The following is a 17,100-nucleotide window of genomic DNA, read 5'->3' on the forward strand; positions in this document are numbered from 1 at the left end:
GCACAGCCTCCGGTATCCGGACGGCCCGTCGGACGGCGGGAGTGGATCTTTTGCGGAGGCACATGGTAAAGGCGCACGGGTATTCTGCCGTGGGGTCATGCCAACCAGCTCCAAAGGGTCGTTCGAGGCGGGGTCGAGGGGAGAACCGGTGGCGAGGAACGAGCACGACGGACGGTCGCTGGAGGAGCGCCTGGCATCTCTGGACGCGATGAGCAGCCAGGGCGCCGAACCGTCTCCGCCCGGTGAACCGGGTCCGGGCAAGCCCGACCCCGCCGAGTCGCCGCCCGCGGCGGCTCCGGCCTCGGACGACGCCGCGTCCCCGGCGTCCCCTGCCGAAGGCGCGTCCGCCGCGGAGGGCGCCCCGGCGGAAGGCGCCCAGGCGGAAGGCGCGTCCGTGGAGGAAGGCACGGCCGCGGACGCCGAGGCGACGCGTCCGGCCCCGGAGGCCGACGCGTCCGAGAACGAGCCCCCCGCGAGCCCGCCGCAGCCCGAACCGTGGCTGTCGGCTCCGCCGCCCTTCCAGGGCGCCCCGCCGGAAGGGCCGCAGCCTCCGGCCGACGCACAGCAGCATTCGAGCTTCCCGCCGTACGGGGACATGCCCATGCCCCAGTACGGGCCGCCCCAGCCGTTCGACGCGGGCCAGCAGCCGCCACCGCCGCCGCACCAGCCGCAGCCGTACGACGGCAGCCCGATGCCGCAGCCGTTCGACGGCGGCATGCTGCCTCCGCCGTACGCGGGCGTCTCCGGTTACGCACCGCCGTACGACGCGTCCCAGATGCCTCCCCCTCCGCTGCCGGATTTCCAGGGACCGACGCCGCCTCCGCCGGGCGAGCACCCCGGCCCGCAGCCGCCCCCGCCCGTCTCCGAAAACGGGCAGCCGACACCGCCTCCCTACCAGCCCGGGCCGCCTCCCTACGACCCGGCGTCGCCCCCCTACGACCCGACGCCGACCGTGTACGACCTGTCGCCGCCCCCGTACGAGCAGGCCCAGCCCCCGTACGAGCAGGCCCAGCCCCCGTACGAGCAGGCGCCGGCAAACGAGCAGGCGGCGCCGCCTCTGGAACAGCTGCCGCCGTACCCCGGCGACCAGCCCGGCCCCCCGCCCGGTGGCCCCGCCCCCCAGCAGGGGCTTCCGCCGCAGGGCGACCCCCAGGGCCCGCCCCCGGGGGTAGAAGGAGCGCCTGCCCAGCCGGGCCAGGCTGTCCGGCCGGATCAGCCCATGCAGCCCGGCCAGCCCTACGAAGCCCAGCCGTACGAAGGGCAGCCGGGCGGGCCCGTCCAGCCGGGCGTCCAGGTGCCGTACGAGGGCCAGCAGGGGCAGCCCGTCCAGCAGCCGTACGGAGGCCAGCCATGGCAGCCGGGGCAGCCCTACGGCGCGCCTCAGCCTCCTGCCCCCATGCCGCCGTACGACCCCAACAGCAACCCGGTGCCCGGCTTCGACGCTCCGGCCGCCGGCTACCCCCCGGCGCCCGCGCCTCCGGCGGGGCCCGAGCAGCCCATGCACCCCAGCCCGCACGTTCCGCAGGCTCCCCAGGCTCCGCAGGGGCCGCCTCCCCCGCAGAGCGCCGAGAGCCTGAGCTCGGAGAACCTTCTCGGTGAGCGGCGCATCGCCCCCTCCGGCGGGTGGCGCCGCGCCGTCTACAAGGCCACCGGCGGCAGCATCCACCCCAGCGAGTCGCAGGCCGAGATGCGCCGCAAGGACCTCATCGCCCGTGCCCGCACCCCGGTGACCTCCGGCCACCACCGGGTCGCGGTCATGTCGCTGAAGGGCGGCGTGGGCAAGACGACCACGACCGTCGGGCTCGGCTCCATGCTGGCGTCGCTGCGCGGCGACCGGGTGATCGCGGTGGACGCCAACCCCGACCGGGGCACGCTGTCGGACAAGCTGCGGCTGGAGACCGCCGCCACCGTCCGCGACCTGCTGAACAACCGCGAGAACATCTACCGCTACGCCGACGTGCGCGGCTTCACCTCGCAGAACGCGGCCCGCCTGGAGGTGCTGGCCTCCGACCGCGACCCGGCCATCAGCGAGGCGTTCAGCGCCGAGGACTACGCGGCGGTCGCCGTGGTCCTGGAGCGGTTCTACTCGATCTGCATCACCGACTGCGGCACCGGCCTGCTGCACTCGGCCATGTCCGGGGTGCTCAGCCTGGCCGACCAGCTCGTCCTGGTCAGCTCCCCGTCGGTGGACGGCGCCCGCTCCGCCAGCGCCACCCTCGACTGGCTGGAGGCCCACGACCACGGCCATCTGGTCCGCGAGGGCGTGGTGGTGCTGTCGATGGTCCGCAACCGCACCCGCAGCCAGGTCGACCTGGACAAGCTGCAGGCCCACTTCGAGAGCCGCTGCCGCGGGGTCGTCCGCATCCCCTATGACGACCACCTGGAAGAGGGCGCCGAGGTCGACCTGGACCAGCTGGCCAGCCCGACCCGTGAGGCGTACCTGAACCTGGCCGCCATGGTCGGCGACGGCTTCGCCGTCAAGCGTGCGCAGCCCTGACCGGCCGGCGCCGGCGCACGGGCCGTCGGCGCCGGGCACGGTGATGCCCAACGTGTACGTCGGCAGGGCCGCGGCCGACGCCGCCGGTGACCGCGGCTGGCTGCTCGGCCACTTCAAGCCGGTCGGCGATCCGCGGCACAGCGACGAGGTGGAGATCAAGTGGGGGGTGCATCCGCGCGGTGAGCGGCGCGCCCGCTGGACCGAGGGCGACAAGCGCACCGCGCTTCTCGTGCTGATCAGCGGCCGTTTCCGGCTGGAGTTCCCGGACGGCGACGTGGTGCTCTCCGAACAGGGCGACTACGTCGTGTGGGGGCCGGGCGTCGACCATTCGTGGGAGGCCGAGGAGGACGCCGTCGTCATGACCGTCCGCTGGCCGTCTGTTCCCGGCCACCGCATTCCCGAGGAATGAGGCGGAACCGCGATTATCCTGGCCCGTATGTGATCAGTCGCAGAACCGTTAACGATCCGGCGGATCGGGTAAGGATGCGCAATGGTCAACGCGGGCACCGCTGTCGCCGTCGAGCAGGGGCGGCTGGCGCTGGAATCGCTGCGGTTCGGCTGCGTGCGGCTCATGGAGATCGCCGCCAGTGTGCTGGTGCGCACCACGCCGACCGAACGCAAACTGGAGCTGAGCAAACAGATCTGGGCGCTCGCACAGTGCGCGGATCTGCTGGGAAAACGTCTGCCCGGCCTGCGCTCTCACGAGGACGCCACGGCCTCGACGCCGGAGTACGTGGCCTTCACCGACGCGCTGTGCTCGCTGCGGAACCCCGAGCTGGAATACGTCGCGCTCACCCATCTGGCCTACCCGGACCTGCGGGACGCGGTCCTCGCCCATCACGCCCGGGTGCCCGGCGCGGCCGACGAGCTCACGGTGGCGTGCCTGGACCAGGTGCTGGAGCGCCTGGACGCGGTGCCGACCGCGCGGCAGGAGCGTCCCGCGGGCCTGGGCACACTGGGTGACCTGCTGGCCCGCAGCGGCGGGGTCGTCGGCGAGAACCCGGCGCCGCCACCGCGGCGCCGCACGGCACTGCCCGACATCCCGAACCGACCGGGCCGCGACGCCTCCCTGCGCGAAGTTGGGCCGGGCGACACGTGGGTGGACGGCAGCCGGGGATCGTTCCTGCACGAGTCGGTGTTCCGGGTGGAACTGGCCGCGGCGGAGATCTGCGCGGCGCTGATCGCCCACCATCCCGACGCCCCCTGGGGGCTGCGGTACGACCTGGCCAAGCAGGTCCGCGACGAGGCGCGGCACTTCGAGCTGTTCGCCGAACGCATGCGCGAACTCGGGGTCGTCGAGGGGCAGTTCCCGATCCTGTTCGACGTCTGGGACAAGTTCGCCCTCGGACGCACGCTCCCCGAGCGGCTGATCATCGAGCAGCGGCTCGGCGAGGGCACCGCGCTGGACAGCGCCGTGAAGGCGTTCCGCGTACTGCGCGAAGAGGGCGACTTCAAAACCCTGATGCTGTTCGACTACATCGTCGCGGACGAGATCACCCACGTGGGCAACGGCAACCGGTGGCTGCGGGCCCTGGTGGGCTCGGACGACGAACTGCACCGGCTGGAGAAGGACGTGCGGGCGATGCTCGCCGACCACGACATGGCGGTCGCCGGCAAGCGGCCCAACGTCGGTGATCGCGTCCTGGCCGGATTCACCGATCAGGAGATCGCCGAACTGCAGCGCACCTGGGAAAACGAACGCGGCCTGGCGCGGTCCCAGATGGCGGACGCGCGCCGTGAGGCGAACGGCTCCGCGTCATCGACCGCCGAGACCTGACGAGTTCTTCCCCAGTATTTCCGCAGGATTTCCGCTGGGAGGCCGACGGAAATACGGTGGGGCGTCCGTTCACGGGCCGTTTTCGCGGCGGCCCGTGAACGGACGGCGCCGAACGGCGTCAGGCCTTCACCTTCTGGTTCTGGCCGCCGCCACCGCCGCCGAAGGCGCGGTCGTACTTCTCGCACATCTCCGGGCCGATGCGGGCACGCATCTCGGGGTCCTTGAACCACGGCGTCGCCGAGACCTTCATCGGGGGCAGGTTGCCGGACAGGATGACCGCCTCGTCCTTCGGCATGGTGCGCAGGTAGTCGATCGGGGCCAGCCGGACGTCCTCGGAACCCTCGTGCACCATGATCCGGTTACGGCCGCCGCTGTGCGAGTAGCCGAGCCGGCGCTGGGCCACCGACTGGTCGCCGATCAGCCGGGAGAGCCGGTCCAGCGTCGTGTCGTCCGAGGAACCCGGCAGGTACACCCGGGTCGTGTGGTTGCCCAGCACCGTGGTGGCCCGGGTGTCGTAGAGCGTCGCGACCTGCGCCTCGTCCTGCCAGATCGACATGATCACGATGCCGTATCCACGGTAGGTCGCGGCCATCTTGTCGAGGGTCGGCAGCGGGGCGACGTTGGCGGCCTCCTCCAGCAGGAGCAGCGGCGGGTTGGGCAGCGGACCGGCGCCCAGCCGCCGCTGCTTCTTGCGGCAGGCCCGCAGGAAGCACTGCGCCACGCACTGGAAGGCCGGGCGGAGCATCTCCTGCTCCTCCTCGTCGCTGATGGCGTAGATGGTGCCGCCCTCTTCCAGGACGTCGGTGATGTTCAGCACCTTGCGGCCGTAGGGGCTGTAGGGCTGCCCGTTCTCGTCGAACCTGATGTCGGTCGTCGGCGCCATCTGCGGGGACGTGAAGGGCTTCAGGATGACGTCCGCGTTGGCCAGGATGCCGGGGAGGGTGTACTTGTCGCGCTTGGCGGTGGCCGCCAGCCCGCGCCGGGCCAGCGCGAGGTCGGTCTTGGCGGCCGGGTCGTCACCGATCTGGGCCTCGTACTCGTCGAACAGCGCCTCGATTTCGTCGAAGCGCATGTAGCCGGTCCAGTTGGCGACGTCCTGCATGTTCTTGTTCATCTTCTTGGCGATCCACAGCATCGGCCCCAGGGCGATCTGGGTGAGGTTGACCCAGTAGGTCACCTTGGGGTCCATGCTGGCGTTCGCCATGGCCGCCTCCGACAGCCACTGGGAGACCTTGTCCGCGTCGGCGAAGTCGTCGATCTCCATGAGCGGCGACCAGGCGGCCAGGTACTTCTGCTGGTGCTCCGGCCATTCGCCCGCGGGGTCGAACACGTACACCGGCCGGCCGAGCCGGTCGCCGCGCCAGCCCAGCGTCAGGTCGGCGATGTCGTTCTTGGTGGACGTGACGAACACGGCGTCGGGCCAGGTCAGGATGGTCGGCACCACGTACTTGACGGTCTTGGACGAGCCCGTCGGCGCGATGACCGCGATCGAGGTGTACTTCGGCGTCGCCAGCCTGGTCGACGGGTCGTTCACCATCTCGCCCAGGTAGACGCGCCCGGACAGCTTCAGGCGATCGTCCACCGTCAGACCCTCGACGTCCTCGGACCGGGCCCAGATGGCCGAGTTGTCCCGCTGCGACTGGCGGACCTTGACGCGCCAGGCGCGGCGCCGCTTGGCCAGCGTGCGGCGGAGCCAGCCGAGCGCGAGCGTCCCCAGGGTGCCCGACACCGCGACCAGGACGGCGTACAGCGACCAGAACATCCAGTCCGGGCCCAGCACGGACCGGTCCTCGACCGGCCAGGCGAGCGCGCGCTCGTCCCAGTGGCCGACCAGGGAGACGAGCAGGAGGAACGATCGCGTGACGGACACGCCGGGCCAGGCGCCGTTGGTGACGAGCGCGACGAGCCCGCCGGCGACCCACGCGAGGAACCCCAGGGCCCAGATCGCCGCCAGCAGGACCCCCACGCCGACGACGATGATCTCCTCGTTCGACCACAGGGGGCCGTGCGCCTCCCTGACCTGCGGGGGTCCCCCCTTCTTCCGGGCGCCGGACGATCCCAGCCTCTTACTCAGCGACACCCCGCCGCCGGGCGGGCGATCCTTGCTCAGAGCCATGAAGCGGTACCTTTCTCGGCCGGTGGGCGGGCGCCGCGGATCAGCGACGGGCCAGACGCCAGTCCCGCCATGTGCGTGCCGCGGCCGCCGTTCGGACTATTCGCGGATACGGCCACTGGGCGGCCACCCTGTCCCATCTGTCGGACTCGGCGGCCGCCAACGTTCCCAGCGCCTGGGCCGTGACGTGGCGCCAGGACCCGAACTGCGCCGCCCACGCCTCCGCGTCGCCAGGACTGTGCCCATGTGCGATGAGACGGGGAACGAGCATGGCCGGTTCAGTCCACGCGGCCCCCCGGCAGGCCCCGGCCCAGTCCAGCAGGTAAGCGCGGTCCTCGGTGACGAGGACGTTGCCGGGGTTGAGATCGGCGTGGACCAGCGCGTCGCCGGTCACCGCGTGCGGCCGGTCGGCGAGCTCCGGCCACCGCCCCTCGATCCGCCTGGACACCACGTCCGGGCAGGGCAGGTCCTCAAGCGCGGTCAGCGCCGCCGCGAGCTTGACCAGGTCCGCCGAGCCCGGGGAGTAGTCGGCGTGCCTTCCCGCCACGTGCTCGAACCCGAGGACGAGCCACCCCCCGGCCAGCACCCTGCACAGCAGCCGCGGGGCGAGCCCCGCCACGTACGGATTGATCCTGGCCTCGTTGTCCAGCCACGGAGCCTGCCGGTCGTCGGCGGGCACGCCCTTGGCGAAGATCCTGCCGCCCGGTGCCTCCAGGACGGACGCGATGTCGGACCGCTCCCCGATCTCGATGCGCTCCACCTCGGTGACGGGCCCGACGTGCGCCTCCACTGCCTCGCGGGTCTCGCGGGGCAGCTCGGCCCAGCTTCGGCGCCGCGGCCCCGATGATGCCTGCGCCGACGACGCCTGCGCCGACGTCATGCCGCCCCCGTCCGGCGGAACACGTCCAGCACGAACTGCTCGTCCGAGTGGTGCACGAGCCTTTCCAGCTCCCCGCGCGCCTCGATCGCCAGGTGCACGTCGTGCCCGTCGTAGCGGTGCCGGGGGTCGGTGGTGCGCCAGTGCACGGCCACGAGGTCGCCACCGGCCTCCAGCAGGCCGACGAGCCCGTCCAGCATCAGATCGAGGTCGTCCCGGGAGAGGTAGTAGAGGATCTCGCTGACGACGACCAGGTCGAACGGACCATCGGGCAGCTGCGCGGGCAGCGTGGAGCGCCGCACCTCCACGTGGTCGAGGTCGCGCACCGCCGCGCGGGCCTGCCGCACCGCGTCCTCGGCGAAGTCGACGGCGAGCAGCCGGTCGCAGCGCGGCGCGAGCAGCCGGGTCAGCTCCCCTATCGAGCAGCCGGGCTCGAAGCAGGCGCGGTACCGCTCCCTCGGCAGCGACGCCAGGGTGATCGCGTACTTGCGGCGTTCGTACCACCGGCTCGCCAGCCCCCACGGGTCGGGGGCGCGGGCGTACCGGCGGTCGAAGTACTCCTCGGTAAAGCTCGTCGGCGGTGGTTCGGCGTCACCGGCCGTTCGCGACACCACAGAACGCACCTCCCGGTCTGTCACGGCGGCGACTCTCCTCGATCCGGCTGAGCTGACGGCGGAAGCCGGTCGTTCCCCCGGCTGCAACGCTCCCGGCTACAGCGCGACGATGTCGTAGATCTCCGGGCCGAACTCCGCCATCGGGATCCGGCGGACGACCGAGCCGCGCGCCGCGTCGACGATCCACACGGCGCACTGCTCGGTCCGGTAGCGGACCCCGGCGCCGCGGACCCGTCCGGAGCTGGTGCCGGCGCAGAGGAGGTCGTCGGAGATCCAGCAGAGGCCGCGGGTGTATCCGTCCAGCGTGACGATGGTCTGCTTCTCCGAGCACAGCCGCCGGCGGCCCGACTCGCAGTAGTAGAGGACCCCGTCGCGTTCGACGAGGGAGTGCGGCTGGGAGACGCCGGTGAGCCGGGGGCCGTCGCCCGCCACGTCGAAGACGTAGCCGTCGTGCGCGTCGATCCACGATCCCGTCGGCGACTCGCCGAAGGCGGACACCAGGATCCGGCCGTCCATCCGCAGCAGGCTGTTCATGTGCTGGGTGTCCCGCCCGGAGGCGTCGGCCCGCCACACGGTCTCCCGCCCGCCGGCGTCCGGACGTCCGTCGGCGAGGGGGAACCGCACCAGCTCGTTCGTCCCCGAGGAGACCACGTAGACCTCCTCGCCGGTGACGAGCACGCTGTGCCCGTCCAGCACGCCGGGCAGCGGGTGCACGAGCGCGTCCGTGCCGCCCGACCTGTCGATGGAGACCAGCGAGGTGCGGTCGTCGGCGGTCACCGCGAGCACGTGGATCCACCGTTCGCCGACCGACAGGCCCATGCACCGCTGGAACCCGGTGGGCAGCGCGAACGGCGCCTCACGCGCGGTCCCGGTCGCCGTGTCGATGACCACCAGCCGGGGAACCGAGTCGGGTCGGTGGCCGTACACGCTGACGAGGACTTCACTCACTGTCGGCCTCCTGTGACCATTCACACCCTCACCAAGATCGCGGCGGCACCGGTCGAACGCATGGGCCCCCGGGCGTCAGTCCCACCCCGTCCGGGCGCGGATCCACGCGCGCACCGCGGTGGCCTGGAGATCCTGGAAGGCGCGCAGATTGGGGATTCCGGGCGGCGGCGGCTGCGCGACGGCCTCGGCCCACATGCCGCTGAGCCCGGCGAGGAAGGCGGTGACGTGCTCCGGCGGCACCGAGGCCAGAACGGGGTCGGCAGCGACGAACGGTTCGGGGTCGCCGCCGTAGGTCGCCACGTTCACCAGAAGGCACACCTTGTCGATCCAGGGTGCTCCGGCGGACGCCCAGGACCAGTCGACGATGTAGTCGCCGTCACGGGACGAGACGATGTTGTCGGCGCGCAGATCGAGGTGCACCAGGAAGTCGCCCGCCGTGAACTCCAGGGCGTCCTCGGCGGCCGCGGCCAGCCGGTCCAGGTGCCGGCGCTCCCAGTCCGACAGGGCGCCCGAGCCGTCCGAGTCGGCGTTCGCGTCGGCCAGCCGCCGGTACGCCCGGAAGCTCTCGTCCAGCCGGGCCGGAACGGTCGGGAGGGCGGCCAGGTCCCCGCCGACCGGCGCGGCGGTCAGCAGTTCGAGGGTGCCCAGCAGCCGCCGCACGTCCGCCGCCCGCCAGGGCACCTCGGGCGGAGCGCCGTCGACCGCCTCGAAGACGAGCGCGATCCAGCCGTCGTCGTCGTGGACGTGGTGAAGCCGCGGGGCGGGCACCCGGCCCGGCAACGCGGCGGCGCACCTGGCCTCCTCCCGGTACATCCCCGGGGACACGGGATTGAGGTCGGGATGCACCGCCTTGACGAAGTACTCCGCCCCGTCGGCGCACGTCACGACGGCCGCCACTCCGGGGGAGAAGCCACCGTGCCGGGTGCCGGACGTTACGACGGACGAACCGAGCCGATCCTCGATGGCGAGACGGACCTTGGGCGGCAGAGCCGTCCATCCCATCCGGCGCGCCGAAACGGGCAGCTTCGCCGGGGTCGGCTCACCCAATCGGCCCCCAACCCCCACTCGTGCCGGCGTCGCGCCCCGTCGGGCGGGGCCGAGAAGACGACGGCTGCGCGGCGGCGGACACCGGCCTTTTGTCTCGGTTCCGCCAGGTTCGCCGCGTGATCATAATATTCGTGCCGGGCGGCGGGCAAGAGCCCGCGACGGCGCCCGTGCGGCGCCGTCGCCCCCGCCCGCCCGGCCGGAGAGGGGCGAGCGGCATGCGGGTGCTGGTCACGGGTGGAACGGCCTTCCTGTCGCGCGCGGTGGCCGAGACGGCGCTCGCCCGCGGCCACCAGGTGGTGTGCCTGACCCGTGGCGCGTCCGGGCCTCCTCCGCCCGGCACGACCCACGTGCGGGCCGACTGGTCCCTCGCGGACCCGGGCCCGCCACCGGACGGGACGTTCGACGCGGTGATCGATGTCGCGCGCCGTCCGGCCCGGCACGTGCGGCTGCTCGCCGAACGGATGCGCGACCGCGTGGGGCACTGGACGTTCGTCTCGTCCTGCCTGGTGTACCGCGACCGTTCCACGCCCGGCGCCACGACGGACGCCGAGCTGGTCGAGCCGGATGAGGCCGGGCCGTTCCCGCAGGCCAAGCGGGCTTCGGAGCAGACGGTCGCGCGGCTGTTCGGGCCGCGCGCCCTCATCGTCCGGCCCGGTCTGGTCGTCGGCCGGGGAGATCGGTCCGACAGGTTCGGCTACTGGCCGGCGCGGCTCGCGCGCGGCGGCACCGTGCTCGCGCCGGGCGGGCCGGACGATCTCGTCCAGTGGATCGACGTCGCGGACCTGGCGGAATGGCTTGTGGAGTGCGCCGAGCGGCGACGGTCCGGCGCGTTCGACGCCGTCGGGACGCCGGTCGGGTTCGGAGCCGTGCTGGACGGCATGGCCGCCGCCCTGAGCACCCGTTGCGACGTGGTGTGGGTGCCCCAGGACTTCCTGCTGGCGGCGGGTGTGACCCCGTGGTCGGGGCCGCGTTCCCTGCCGCTGTGGGTGCGCCGTCCCGAGGAGGCGGGGCTGCTGAGCCGGGACCCGCGGCCCGCGTCGCAGGCGGGGCTCAGGTCCCGTCCGCTGGCCGAGACCGTCCGCGCCTGCCTGGACTGGGAACGCTCGCTGGGGCCGGCACGCGAACGCAAGGCGGGACTCGACCCCGCCACCGAGCGGGCCGTGCTCGACGGCTGGAGCAGGCAGGGCGGCTGATCGTCACCGCCGTGTCGCGGCGACGCGCCGAGCACGCTCCGGGGAGACGGCCCACCTCGGTGCGTTCCCCGACCGCAGCCGTTCCAGGTCGTCGACGACCTCGCTGAACATCCGCTGGTTCGCCGCCCGCAGCCGGCCCGCGACATGGGGGGTGTGGACGACGTTAGGCAGGCCCCGCAGCGGGTGGCCGGCCTCGGCGGGCTCGGCGTCCCACACGTCGATGCCAAGCGTGATGTCCCCCGCGACGACCCGCTCGACCAGCGCCTCGAAGTCGACGGTCGACGCGCGGCCGAGCAGGATCACCACCGTTCCGGGGCGCAGCGCCGCCACGGCGGCGCGGTCCACGATGCCGGCGGTGTCGCGCCGCGGCTGCGTCGCGACGACGAGCACGTCCGCCGAACCGGCCAGGTCCCGCACGGGCCGCACCCGCACGCCGAGCTCGGCCGCCCGCGCGTCGTCGAGATAGGACGACCAGACGTCGACCCGGCAGCCGAAGGGACGCAGCATCTCCACCAGCGCCCGCCCGATCTCGCCCATGCCGACGATGCCGACGCGGCTGCCGCGCAGGTCGCGGTCGATGCCGTCGTCGTCGGTCCAGCCGTCGTACCAGCCCCCGGCGGCCACGGCCGCGTGGTGCGCCGGGATCCGGCGCAGGCAGGACAGGATGAGGCCGAGCCCGAACTCGGCCACCGTCCAGCCCATCGAGCCCGACGAGTCGACCAGCGTGATGCCGCGCTCCACCGCCTCGGCGGGTTCGAGGAACCGCCACCGGTTGTCCTGCCCGCAGCCGATGAAGGTCAGCCGGGGCAGCCCGTCGAGCCGGGCGGCCGTCAGCCGGGGCAGCCGGGTCGCCCACCCGGCCACCACCAGCGCGGTGCTGTCGCGCAGCGCGTCCAGCACGGCCTGCTCGCCAGCGGTGTCGGGCAGATGCGTGACCCGGCCCAGGGCCTCGAGCCGGGCCATCGCCGACGCGGTGACGCTCACCTGACGACCGAAGTCGTCCGAGACCAGGAGGATGCGCTCGGCCGTCACCCGGCGTCCGGCCCGCCGGCCGCCACGCCCTCGCGCAGCGAGTACTCCGGATCGAGGGGAAGGCGCTGACGGCCGCCGCCGAGGGCGGCGCGGTAACCCGCCAGGCAGATCTCCAGCGCCGCCGTCGCGCGGGCCGCGTCGTGCGCGGGCTGCCTGCCCTCGTCCAGCGCGCGGATCAGCTCGTCCAGGGAACGCAGCCACTGCGTCGCGGCGAGCGGGCTCTCGATGTCGGCGTCGGTCTCCACGGAGCCGTCGACCACGCGCAGCCCGGGACCGGGACGCCAGCCGCCGTCCCCGTCGGACACCACGCAGCCGATCTCGATGGCGCCGCCGGTGCCCCACATCCGCACCAGCGGCTGCCCGAGCGGCGTGCGCCGGGTCTCCAGGACGCCCCGGACCCCGCCCGCGTGCTCCCAGGTGATCAGAGCGTGCCCTTCGAGCCGCAGCCCGGCGTGCGCCTGCGGCTCGGTGAAGTCGGCCAGCCCGTCCACCCACGTCACCGGGTCGTCGTCCACGACCATCCGGGCGAAGTCGATCCAGTGCGGCCCCCAGTCCAGCAGGGTGCCCTTGGGTCCGAACGCCTCGATGCGCACCGGGGCGCCGACGCGGCCGTCGCGCAGCAGCTCCAGCGCCCGGACGAACGGCGCACCGAACCGGCGCTGGTGGTTGACGGCGAGCGTGACCCCGTGGTCGGCGGCGTACCGCACCGTCTCGCGCGCCTCGGCCAGCGACAGCGCCAGCGGCTTCTCGCACAGGACGCCGCCGCGGAACCCCAGCTCCACGAGCCGCCGCACGATGCCGGGCTGCTCGGCGGGCCCGGCCGCGACCACGACGACCCGCGGGCCGGCGGCGACCAGCTCGTCCAGGGTGTCCACGGCCCGCGCGCCGTGCCCGGCCGCCAGCTCGCGCGCCTTCGCACCGTCGATGTCGGTGCAGGCCACCAGCTCGGCGGTCTCATGGCGGGACACGGTGATCGCGTGGGCGCCGCCCGCGGTGCCGCAGCCGACGAGGGCCACGGCGGTGCGCTTGTGTTCGGTTTCCTGCTCGGTCGGCTTGGGCTCGTCGCTCAATCCAGCACGTCCATCCGGGGGAAGATCGGCTCGGGCTTCACCATTGTGCGGCCCGGCAGACCCTCCAGCCAGTCCCCCGGGTCGCCCAGGCGGCGGCTCTCCTCGCCGATCGTCGCCAGGATCTTCTCCGCCGACGCGGGCAGGAACGGCAGCAGCAGCAGGCCCACCTGGCGGATGGCGCCGGTGAGGTACAGGAAGACGGTGTCCATGCGGGCGGAGGCCGCCTCGTCGCCCGCCTTCGCCGCCTTGGCCAGGTGCCACGGCGCGTTGCCGTCGACGTAGGAGTTGGACGCGCGGATCAGGTCGCCGACATGGGCCAGCGCCTCGCGGTGGTCGTAGCGGCCCATCGCCGCCACCACGCCCTCGACGCTCTCGGCCGCCTGCCGGGCGAGCTGCTCGTCCTGGTCGGTGCGCTCGCCCGCGGCCTGCGGGATCGTCCCGTCCCGGTACCGGCCGATCATGCTGGCCACGCGGCTCACCAGGTTGCCCAGGCCGTTGGCGAGGTCGGTGGTGTAGCGCTGGACGAGCCGTTCCTCGTTGAAGTCGCCGTCCTCGAACGGCGAGATGTCGGCGAGCAGGGCGTAGCGCACCGCGTCCAAGCCGTACTTTTCGACCATCGCCACGGGGTCGACGACGTTGCCCAGCGACTTGCTGAGCTTGCGCCCGTTGGCGGTGATGTAGCCGTGGACGACCGTCTTGGTGGGCAGCGGCAGCCCCGCCGACATGAGCATCGCCGGCCAATAGACCGCGTGGAACCGCGTGACGCCCTTGCCGAGGACGTGGACGCGGGACTCGGCGTCCTCCCAGAAGCGCCGGTATTTCTCGTCGCCGTCAACCCATCCCAGGGCGGTGATGTAGTTGGTGAGCGCGTCGATCCAGACGTAGATCACCTGGCTGGGGTCGCCGGGCACCGGAATGCCCCAGCCGCGTGCGCGCTCGGTGGAGCGGGAGACGCTGATGTCCTCCAGCCCCGACTCCACGAAGCTCACGACCTCGTTGTAACGGCTGGTCGGCACGATCTGCAGCGCGCCGGACTTCAACGCGTCCAGCAACTGGTTCTGGTACCGGGAGAGCCGGAAGAAGTAGTTCTCCTCGCTCACCAGCTCCGGCGGCACCAGGTGCTCGGGGCACTTTCCGTCCACCAGTTCCGCCGGCGTGTAGAACTGCTCGCAGCCGACGCAGTAGAGCCCCTCGTAGGTCTTCTTGTAAATGTCGCCGTTGGCGGCGATCAGCTCCCAGACCCGGGACGCGCCCTCGATGTGCCGCCGGTCGACACTGGTCCGGATGAAGTCGTCCTGGCTCATCCCCAACTGCTCGGTGAGCTGCTCGAAGTAGACGACGTTCCGGTCCACCAGCTCGCGGGTGGAAATGCCCTCGGCCTCCGCGGCGAGGACGTTTTTCAGGCTGTTCTCGTCGGAGCCGGTCAGGAAGAAGACATCGCCTCCCTGAAGGCGTCGGAAACGCGCGAAGCAATCCGCCTGAACATACTCCAGCGCATGCCCGAGATGAGGCCGCGCGTTGACGTATGGAATTGTGGTCGAGATGAAGCTGCCGTTGCTCACATCGCCCTCATCATTGTTCGCGGTTCGCCTGTCCGCCGACGCGTCCGTGCGTCAGTCTATCCGTCCTGTTCAGGCCCCCGCGGAGCGGCGATGGCGGCGCCGACCGGCCATCCCATGCGGTGCAGGTCGCGCAGCAGCGGCCGGGCGAGGTCGCTGAACAGGCAGTCGTTGTGGAGGATCCACTCCTCGTCCATCACCCGCGTGTACCGCCGGCTGTAGTAGCCGTAGTGGTGCAGGACGCGGATGCGGTCCGCCGCAAGACGCCGGGTGAACGCCAGTTCCCAATCCCGCCAGTGTATCGGGAAGTACGCGTCGAGCTCGCCGAATTCCACGGGCGGTGAGTGCTCGCGCACGATGCGCGTCCAGATGTAGATGAGGCTCTGGTAGACGTCCAGATCGGCGTCGGAGAAGCTCTCCAGGGCCTTCAGCGTGGCGGTCAGGACGGGGTGCCCGGCGGGCAGCGCCAGGCAGCCGAGATGGACGATCTTGCCGTCGTCCAGCAGCAGCACCTCCGGCGTGCTGCCCAGGTCGGCGCACGTCAGCGTGTCGGTGTCGAGGTAGATGCCGCCGTGCTCGGCGAGGAGGGCGAGCCGCACGAGGTCCGACCGGTGCGCCACGAAGCGCATGCGGCCGTACAGCTCGCGCAGCACCGGCGGCAGCAGCGCGGCCAGGTCCAGCGGCTCCACCGCGACCCCGGGCAGCCGCCGCACGTTGTCGAAGTGCGGGTTGTCCACCGGAGGGTCGTCCACCACCACGACGACCCGCGCCCCGGAGGCGTGCCGCGCGGCGGACGCGACCGCCAGGTAGTTGCCGAAGTCGAAGTCCTGGCCGGACCAGTAGAAGAAGATCGTCACCTTGCCTCTGTTCTCTCCTCCCGGACGGGGCGCGCCGCCACCGGCCGCGCCCCGACCCGCCAGACGAGTTCTGTGTTCAGGGGCCCTTCGAAGGCCAGGAAGTGGCCCGCGTACGTCGCCAGCGGCACCAGCTGCGACGCGTACGCCAGGACCGCGCGGTGCTTCACCGCCCAGTCCCGCGCCGTCAGCCGGACGGTGCGCGCCTCCGCCAGCCCGAACCGCGTCACGGCCGGCGCCATCCGGTCCCGCCAGACGTCGTCGGCCAGCGACTCGGCACCCGGCCCGCCCCAGTGCCGCGACCGGCCCGCATACGGCTGGTCGGCGTACAGCCAGACGTCCGCGTCCAGCCCTGCCAGGGCGGCGAGAGCGGCGTCCCTGGTGCGGTGGTGGTCGGCGTGGCGGCACACCGCGGCCGGGACGAGCACCAGCGCGTCCTCGGTGACCAGCCGTTCGATCACCTCGGTCAGCGCGTCGAGAGACGACGGCGCGCCGTAGATCCCGTCCGGGTACGCCAGGTGCACCGGATCGGCGCCGATGACGCCGCAGGCGCGGCGGTCCTCCAGCGCCCTGGCCCGCGCGGCCTCGGCGCCGGAGGCGAATCCGCACAGCCGGTCCCACTCGGACGCGGTGCCGTCGGGCGGCACGCCGCCGTGGACGGTGACGACGGTCACCGGGGCGTCCAGCGCCGCCAGCAGGCCGCCGACGGACATCAGCGCGTCGTCGAAGTGCGGCGACAGCGCCACCACGCGGCCCGGCGCGTTCCGGCCGATCACGTCATCCGGCCGTAGCCGCAGGTGGCACACTGGTCCAGCTGGAATTCACCGCGGACGTTGGCGCGGTGCACCCGCATGCGCTCCTCGGAGGACCAGGCCTCCTCGATCGTCATGTCCCGCATGTTCCCGAAGGTCTTGCGGGCCAGGTAGTCCTCGCAGCACAGGATGAGCTGGCCGTGGGCGTTGATGTGCAGCTCGTTCATCACCACGCCGCAGGCCTTGCGGCGGTTGACCTGGATCGGGATGAGGCCGCCGCGGTTGGAGGCGTTCAGCTTGATCGACTGCGCGGTCTTGTACCGGATCTTCGGGTGCGAACCCCCGTGCTCGTCGAAGATCGCCTTGACCCCGGGCGGCATCTTCTCGCCGTGCTGGGTGATGACGAAGGCGTCGACGGAGGGCAGGAGCCGCTCGAACAGCTCGGGCGTCAGGTAGTCCCCGTTGGTGTAGAGCGCGATCCTGGCCTTGGGCATCTCGTGCCGGGCCATCTCCAGCAGGTGCGGCATGCGCTCGTCGGCCAGGGGCTCCCCGTAGTTGTGCGGGCTGAACTGGTTGCAGAAGTGGTTGCGGCCGAGATCGCTCACGATCTTGTAGAAGAGGTCCTCGGGCATCCTGACCTCGTTCCGCCGCAGTCCGCGGTCGAACACGCTGTTCGGGCAGTAGTCGCACCGCCGGTTGCAGTACGTGGTCGTCTCGACCTCGACGAACATGGGTTGATGGTCGGCGAAGAGTCCCATCCGCGATCA

General features: G+C 72.4%; 15 protein-coding genes. 4 read left to right on the forward strand and 11 right to left on the reverse strand.

The genetic code is table 11. The annotated features are described in order from the left end of the window. Positions 1-148: 148 nt before the first annotated feature. The 3 genes from ABD811_RS05710 to ABD811_RS05720 all read left to right on the forward strand — a co-directional run bounded on the left by ABD811_RS05710 (position 149) and on the right by ABD811_RS05720 (position 4,274). Positions 149-2,497, forward strand: coding sequence for a MinD/ParA family ATP-binding protein (locus ABD811_RS05710; RefSeq protein ID WP_344941841.1), 2,349 nt, complete (start codon positions 149-151; stop codon positions 2,495-2,497). Positions 2,498-2,540: 43 nt separating this feature from the next. Next, complete coding sequence (locus ABD811_RS05715) at positions 2,541-2,906, forward strand: cupin domain-containing protein (protein WP_344941844.1); 366 nt, start codon at positions 2,541-2,543, stop codon at positions 2,904-2,906. A gap of 81 nt (positions 2,907-2,987) precedes the next feature. Beyond that, positions 2,988-4,274, forward strand: a complete 1,287-nt coding sequence (locus tag ABD811_RS05720; protein ID WP_344941847.1) for a DUF455 family protein — start codon at positions 2,988-2,990, stop codon at positions 4,272-4,274. A gap of 118 nt (positions 4,275-4,392) precedes the next feature. Here the strand turns inward: ABD811_RS05720 and ABD811_RS05725 are convergent, their stop codons facing one another. The 5 genes from ABD811_RS05725 to ABD811_RS05745 all read right to left on the reverse strand — a co-directional run bounded on the left by ABD811_RS05725 (position 4,393) and on the right by ABD811_RS05745 (position 9,828). After that, complete coding sequence (locus tag ABD811_RS05725; RefSeq protein ID WP_344941850.1) at positions 4,393-6,390, reverse strand: type IV secretory system conjugative DNA transfer family protein; 1,998 nt, start codon at positions 6,388-6,390, stop codon at positions 4,393-4,395. 40 nt (positions 6,391-6,430) lie between these two features. Then, positions 6,431-7,267, reverse strand: coding sequence for a phosphotransferase (locus tag ABD811_RS05730; RefSeq protein ID WP_344941852.1), 837 nt, complete (start codon positions 7,265-7,267; stop codon positions 6,431-6,433). After that, positions 7,264-7,878, reverse strand: a complete 615-nt coding sequence (locus ABD811_RS05735; RefSeq protein WP_344941855.1) for an SAM-dependent methyltransferase — start codon at positions 7,876-7,878, stop codon at positions 7,264-7,266. Before ABD811_RS05735 ends, ABD811_RS05730 begins: the two co-directional genes overlap by 4 nt. Before the next feature lie 96 nt (positions 7,879-7,974). Continuing rightward, positions 7,975-8,826 (reverse strand): DUF4915 domain-containing protein, encoded by an 852-nt coding sequence (locus ABD811_RS05740; protein WP_344941858.1) that lies wholly within the window; start codon positions 8,824-8,826, stop codon positions 7,975-7,977. A gap of 75 nt (positions 8,827-8,901) precedes the next feature. Then, complete coding sequence (locus ABD811_RS05745) at positions 8,902-9,828, reverse strand: phosphotransferase (protein ID WP_344941860.1); 927 nt, start codon at positions 9,826-9,828, stop codon at positions 8,902-8,904. A 260-nt stretch (positions 9,829-10,088) separates the two neighbouring features. Between ABD811_RS05745 and ABD811_RS05750 the strand changes: the two genes are divergently transcribed. Next, positions 10,089-11,066 carry an NAD-dependent epimerase/dehydratase family protein gene (locus ABD811_RS05750; RefSeq protein WP_344941863.1) on the forward strand — a complete coding sequence of 326 codons (978 nt, stop codon included), beginning with the start codon at positions 10,089-10,091 and terminating at the stop codon, positions 11,064-11,066. Between the two features lie 3 nt (positions 11,067-11,069). On the opposite strand, the gene ABD811_RS05755 is transcribed toward ABD811_RS05750, so the two are convergent. Genes ABD811_RS05755 through ABD811_RS05780 form a run of 6 tightly spaced genes read right to left on the reverse strand, consistent with a single transcriptional unit; the run spans position 11,070 to position 17,091 of the window. Further along, positions 11,070-12,098 (reverse strand): NAD(P)-dependent oxidoreductase, encoded by a 1,029-nt coding sequence (locus tag ABD811_RS05755; protein ID WP_344941866.1) that lies wholly within the window; start codon positions 12,096-12,098, stop codon positions 11,070-11,072. Continuing rightward, positions 12,095-13,168 carry a Gfo/Idh/MocA family protein gene (locus tag ABD811_RS05760; protein ID WP_344941869.1) on the reverse strand — a complete coding sequence of 358 codons (1,074 nt, stop codon included), beginning with the start codon at positions 13,166-13,168 and terminating at the stop codon, positions 12,095-12,097. The genes ABD811_RS05755 and ABD811_RS05760 overlap by 4 nt, the downstream gene beginning before the upstream one ends. Then, positions 13,165-14,730, reverse strand: coding sequence for a class I tRNA ligase family protein (locus tag ABD811_RS05765; RefSeq protein ID WP_344941872.1), 1,566 nt, complete (start codon positions 14,728-14,730; stop codon positions 13,165-13,167). The genes ABD811_RS05760 and ABD811_RS05765 overlap by 4 nt, the downstream gene beginning before the upstream one ends. A gap of 56 nt (positions 14,731-14,786) precedes the next feature. Next, positions 14,787-15,584, reverse strand: coding sequence for a glycosyltransferase (locus tag ABD811_RS05770; RefSeq protein ID WP_344941875.1), 798 nt, complete (start codon positions 15,582-15,584; stop codon positions 14,787-14,789). Then, the gene (locus ABD811_RS05775; protein ID WP_344941878.1) at positions 15,581-16,357 is read right to left on the reverse strand and encodes a PIG-L family deacetylase; all 777 of its coding nucleotides are present in this window, start codon (positions 16,355-16,357) and stop codon (positions 15,581-15,583) included. Before ABD811_RS05775 ends, ABD811_RS05770 begins: the two co-directional genes overlap by 4 nt. Then, positions 16,354-17,091 (reverse strand): radical SAM/SPASM domain-containing protein, encoded by a 738-nt coding sequence (locus tag ABD811_RS05780; protein ID WP_344941881.1) that lies wholly within the window; start codon positions 17,089-17,091, stop codon positions 16,354-16,356. Before ABD811_RS05780 ends, ABD811_RS05775 begins: the two co-directional genes overlap by 4 nt. Between the last annotated feature and the right edge of the window lie 9 nt (positions 17,092-17,100).

It is taken from the genome of Actinomadura miaoliensis (assembly GCF_039536785.1).
Classification (GTDB): Bacteria; Actinomycetota; Actinomycetes; order Streptosporangiales; family Streptosporangiaceae; genus Spirillospora; species Spirillospora miaoliensis.

Excerpts from the sequence above, each read along its gene's own strand:
- ABD811_RS05715 (WP_344941844.1), top strand. The coding sequence starts at position 2,541 with ATGCCCAACGTGTACGTCGGCAGGGCCGCGGCCGACGCCGCCGGTGAC.
- ABD811_RS05720 (WP_344941847.1), top strand. The coding sequence starts at position 2,988 with ATGGTCAACGCGGGCACCGCTGTCGCCGTCGAGCAGGGGCGGCTGGCG.
- ABD811_RS05725 (WP_344941850.1), bottom strand. The coding sequence starts at position 6,390 with ATGGCTCTGAGCAAGGATCGCCCGCCCGGCGGCGGGGTGTCGCTGAGT.
- ABD811_RS05730 (WP_344941852.1), bottom strand. The coding sequence starts at position 7,267 with ATGACGTCGGCGCAGGCGTCGTCGGCGCAGGCATCATCGGGGCCGCGG.
- ABD811_RS05745 (WP_344941860.1), bottom strand. The coding sequence starts at position 9,828 with ATGGGATGGACGGCTCTGCCGCCCAAGGTCCGTCTCGCCATCGAGGAT.
- ABD811_RS05750 (WP_344941863.1), top strand. The coding sequence starts at position 10,089 with ATGCGGGTGCTGGTCACGGGTGGAACGGCCTTCCTGTCGCGCGCGGTG.
- ABD811_RS05780 (WP_344941881.1), bottom strand. The coding sequence starts at position 17,091 with ATGGGACTCTTCGCCGACCATCAACCCATGTTCGTCGAGGTCGAGACG.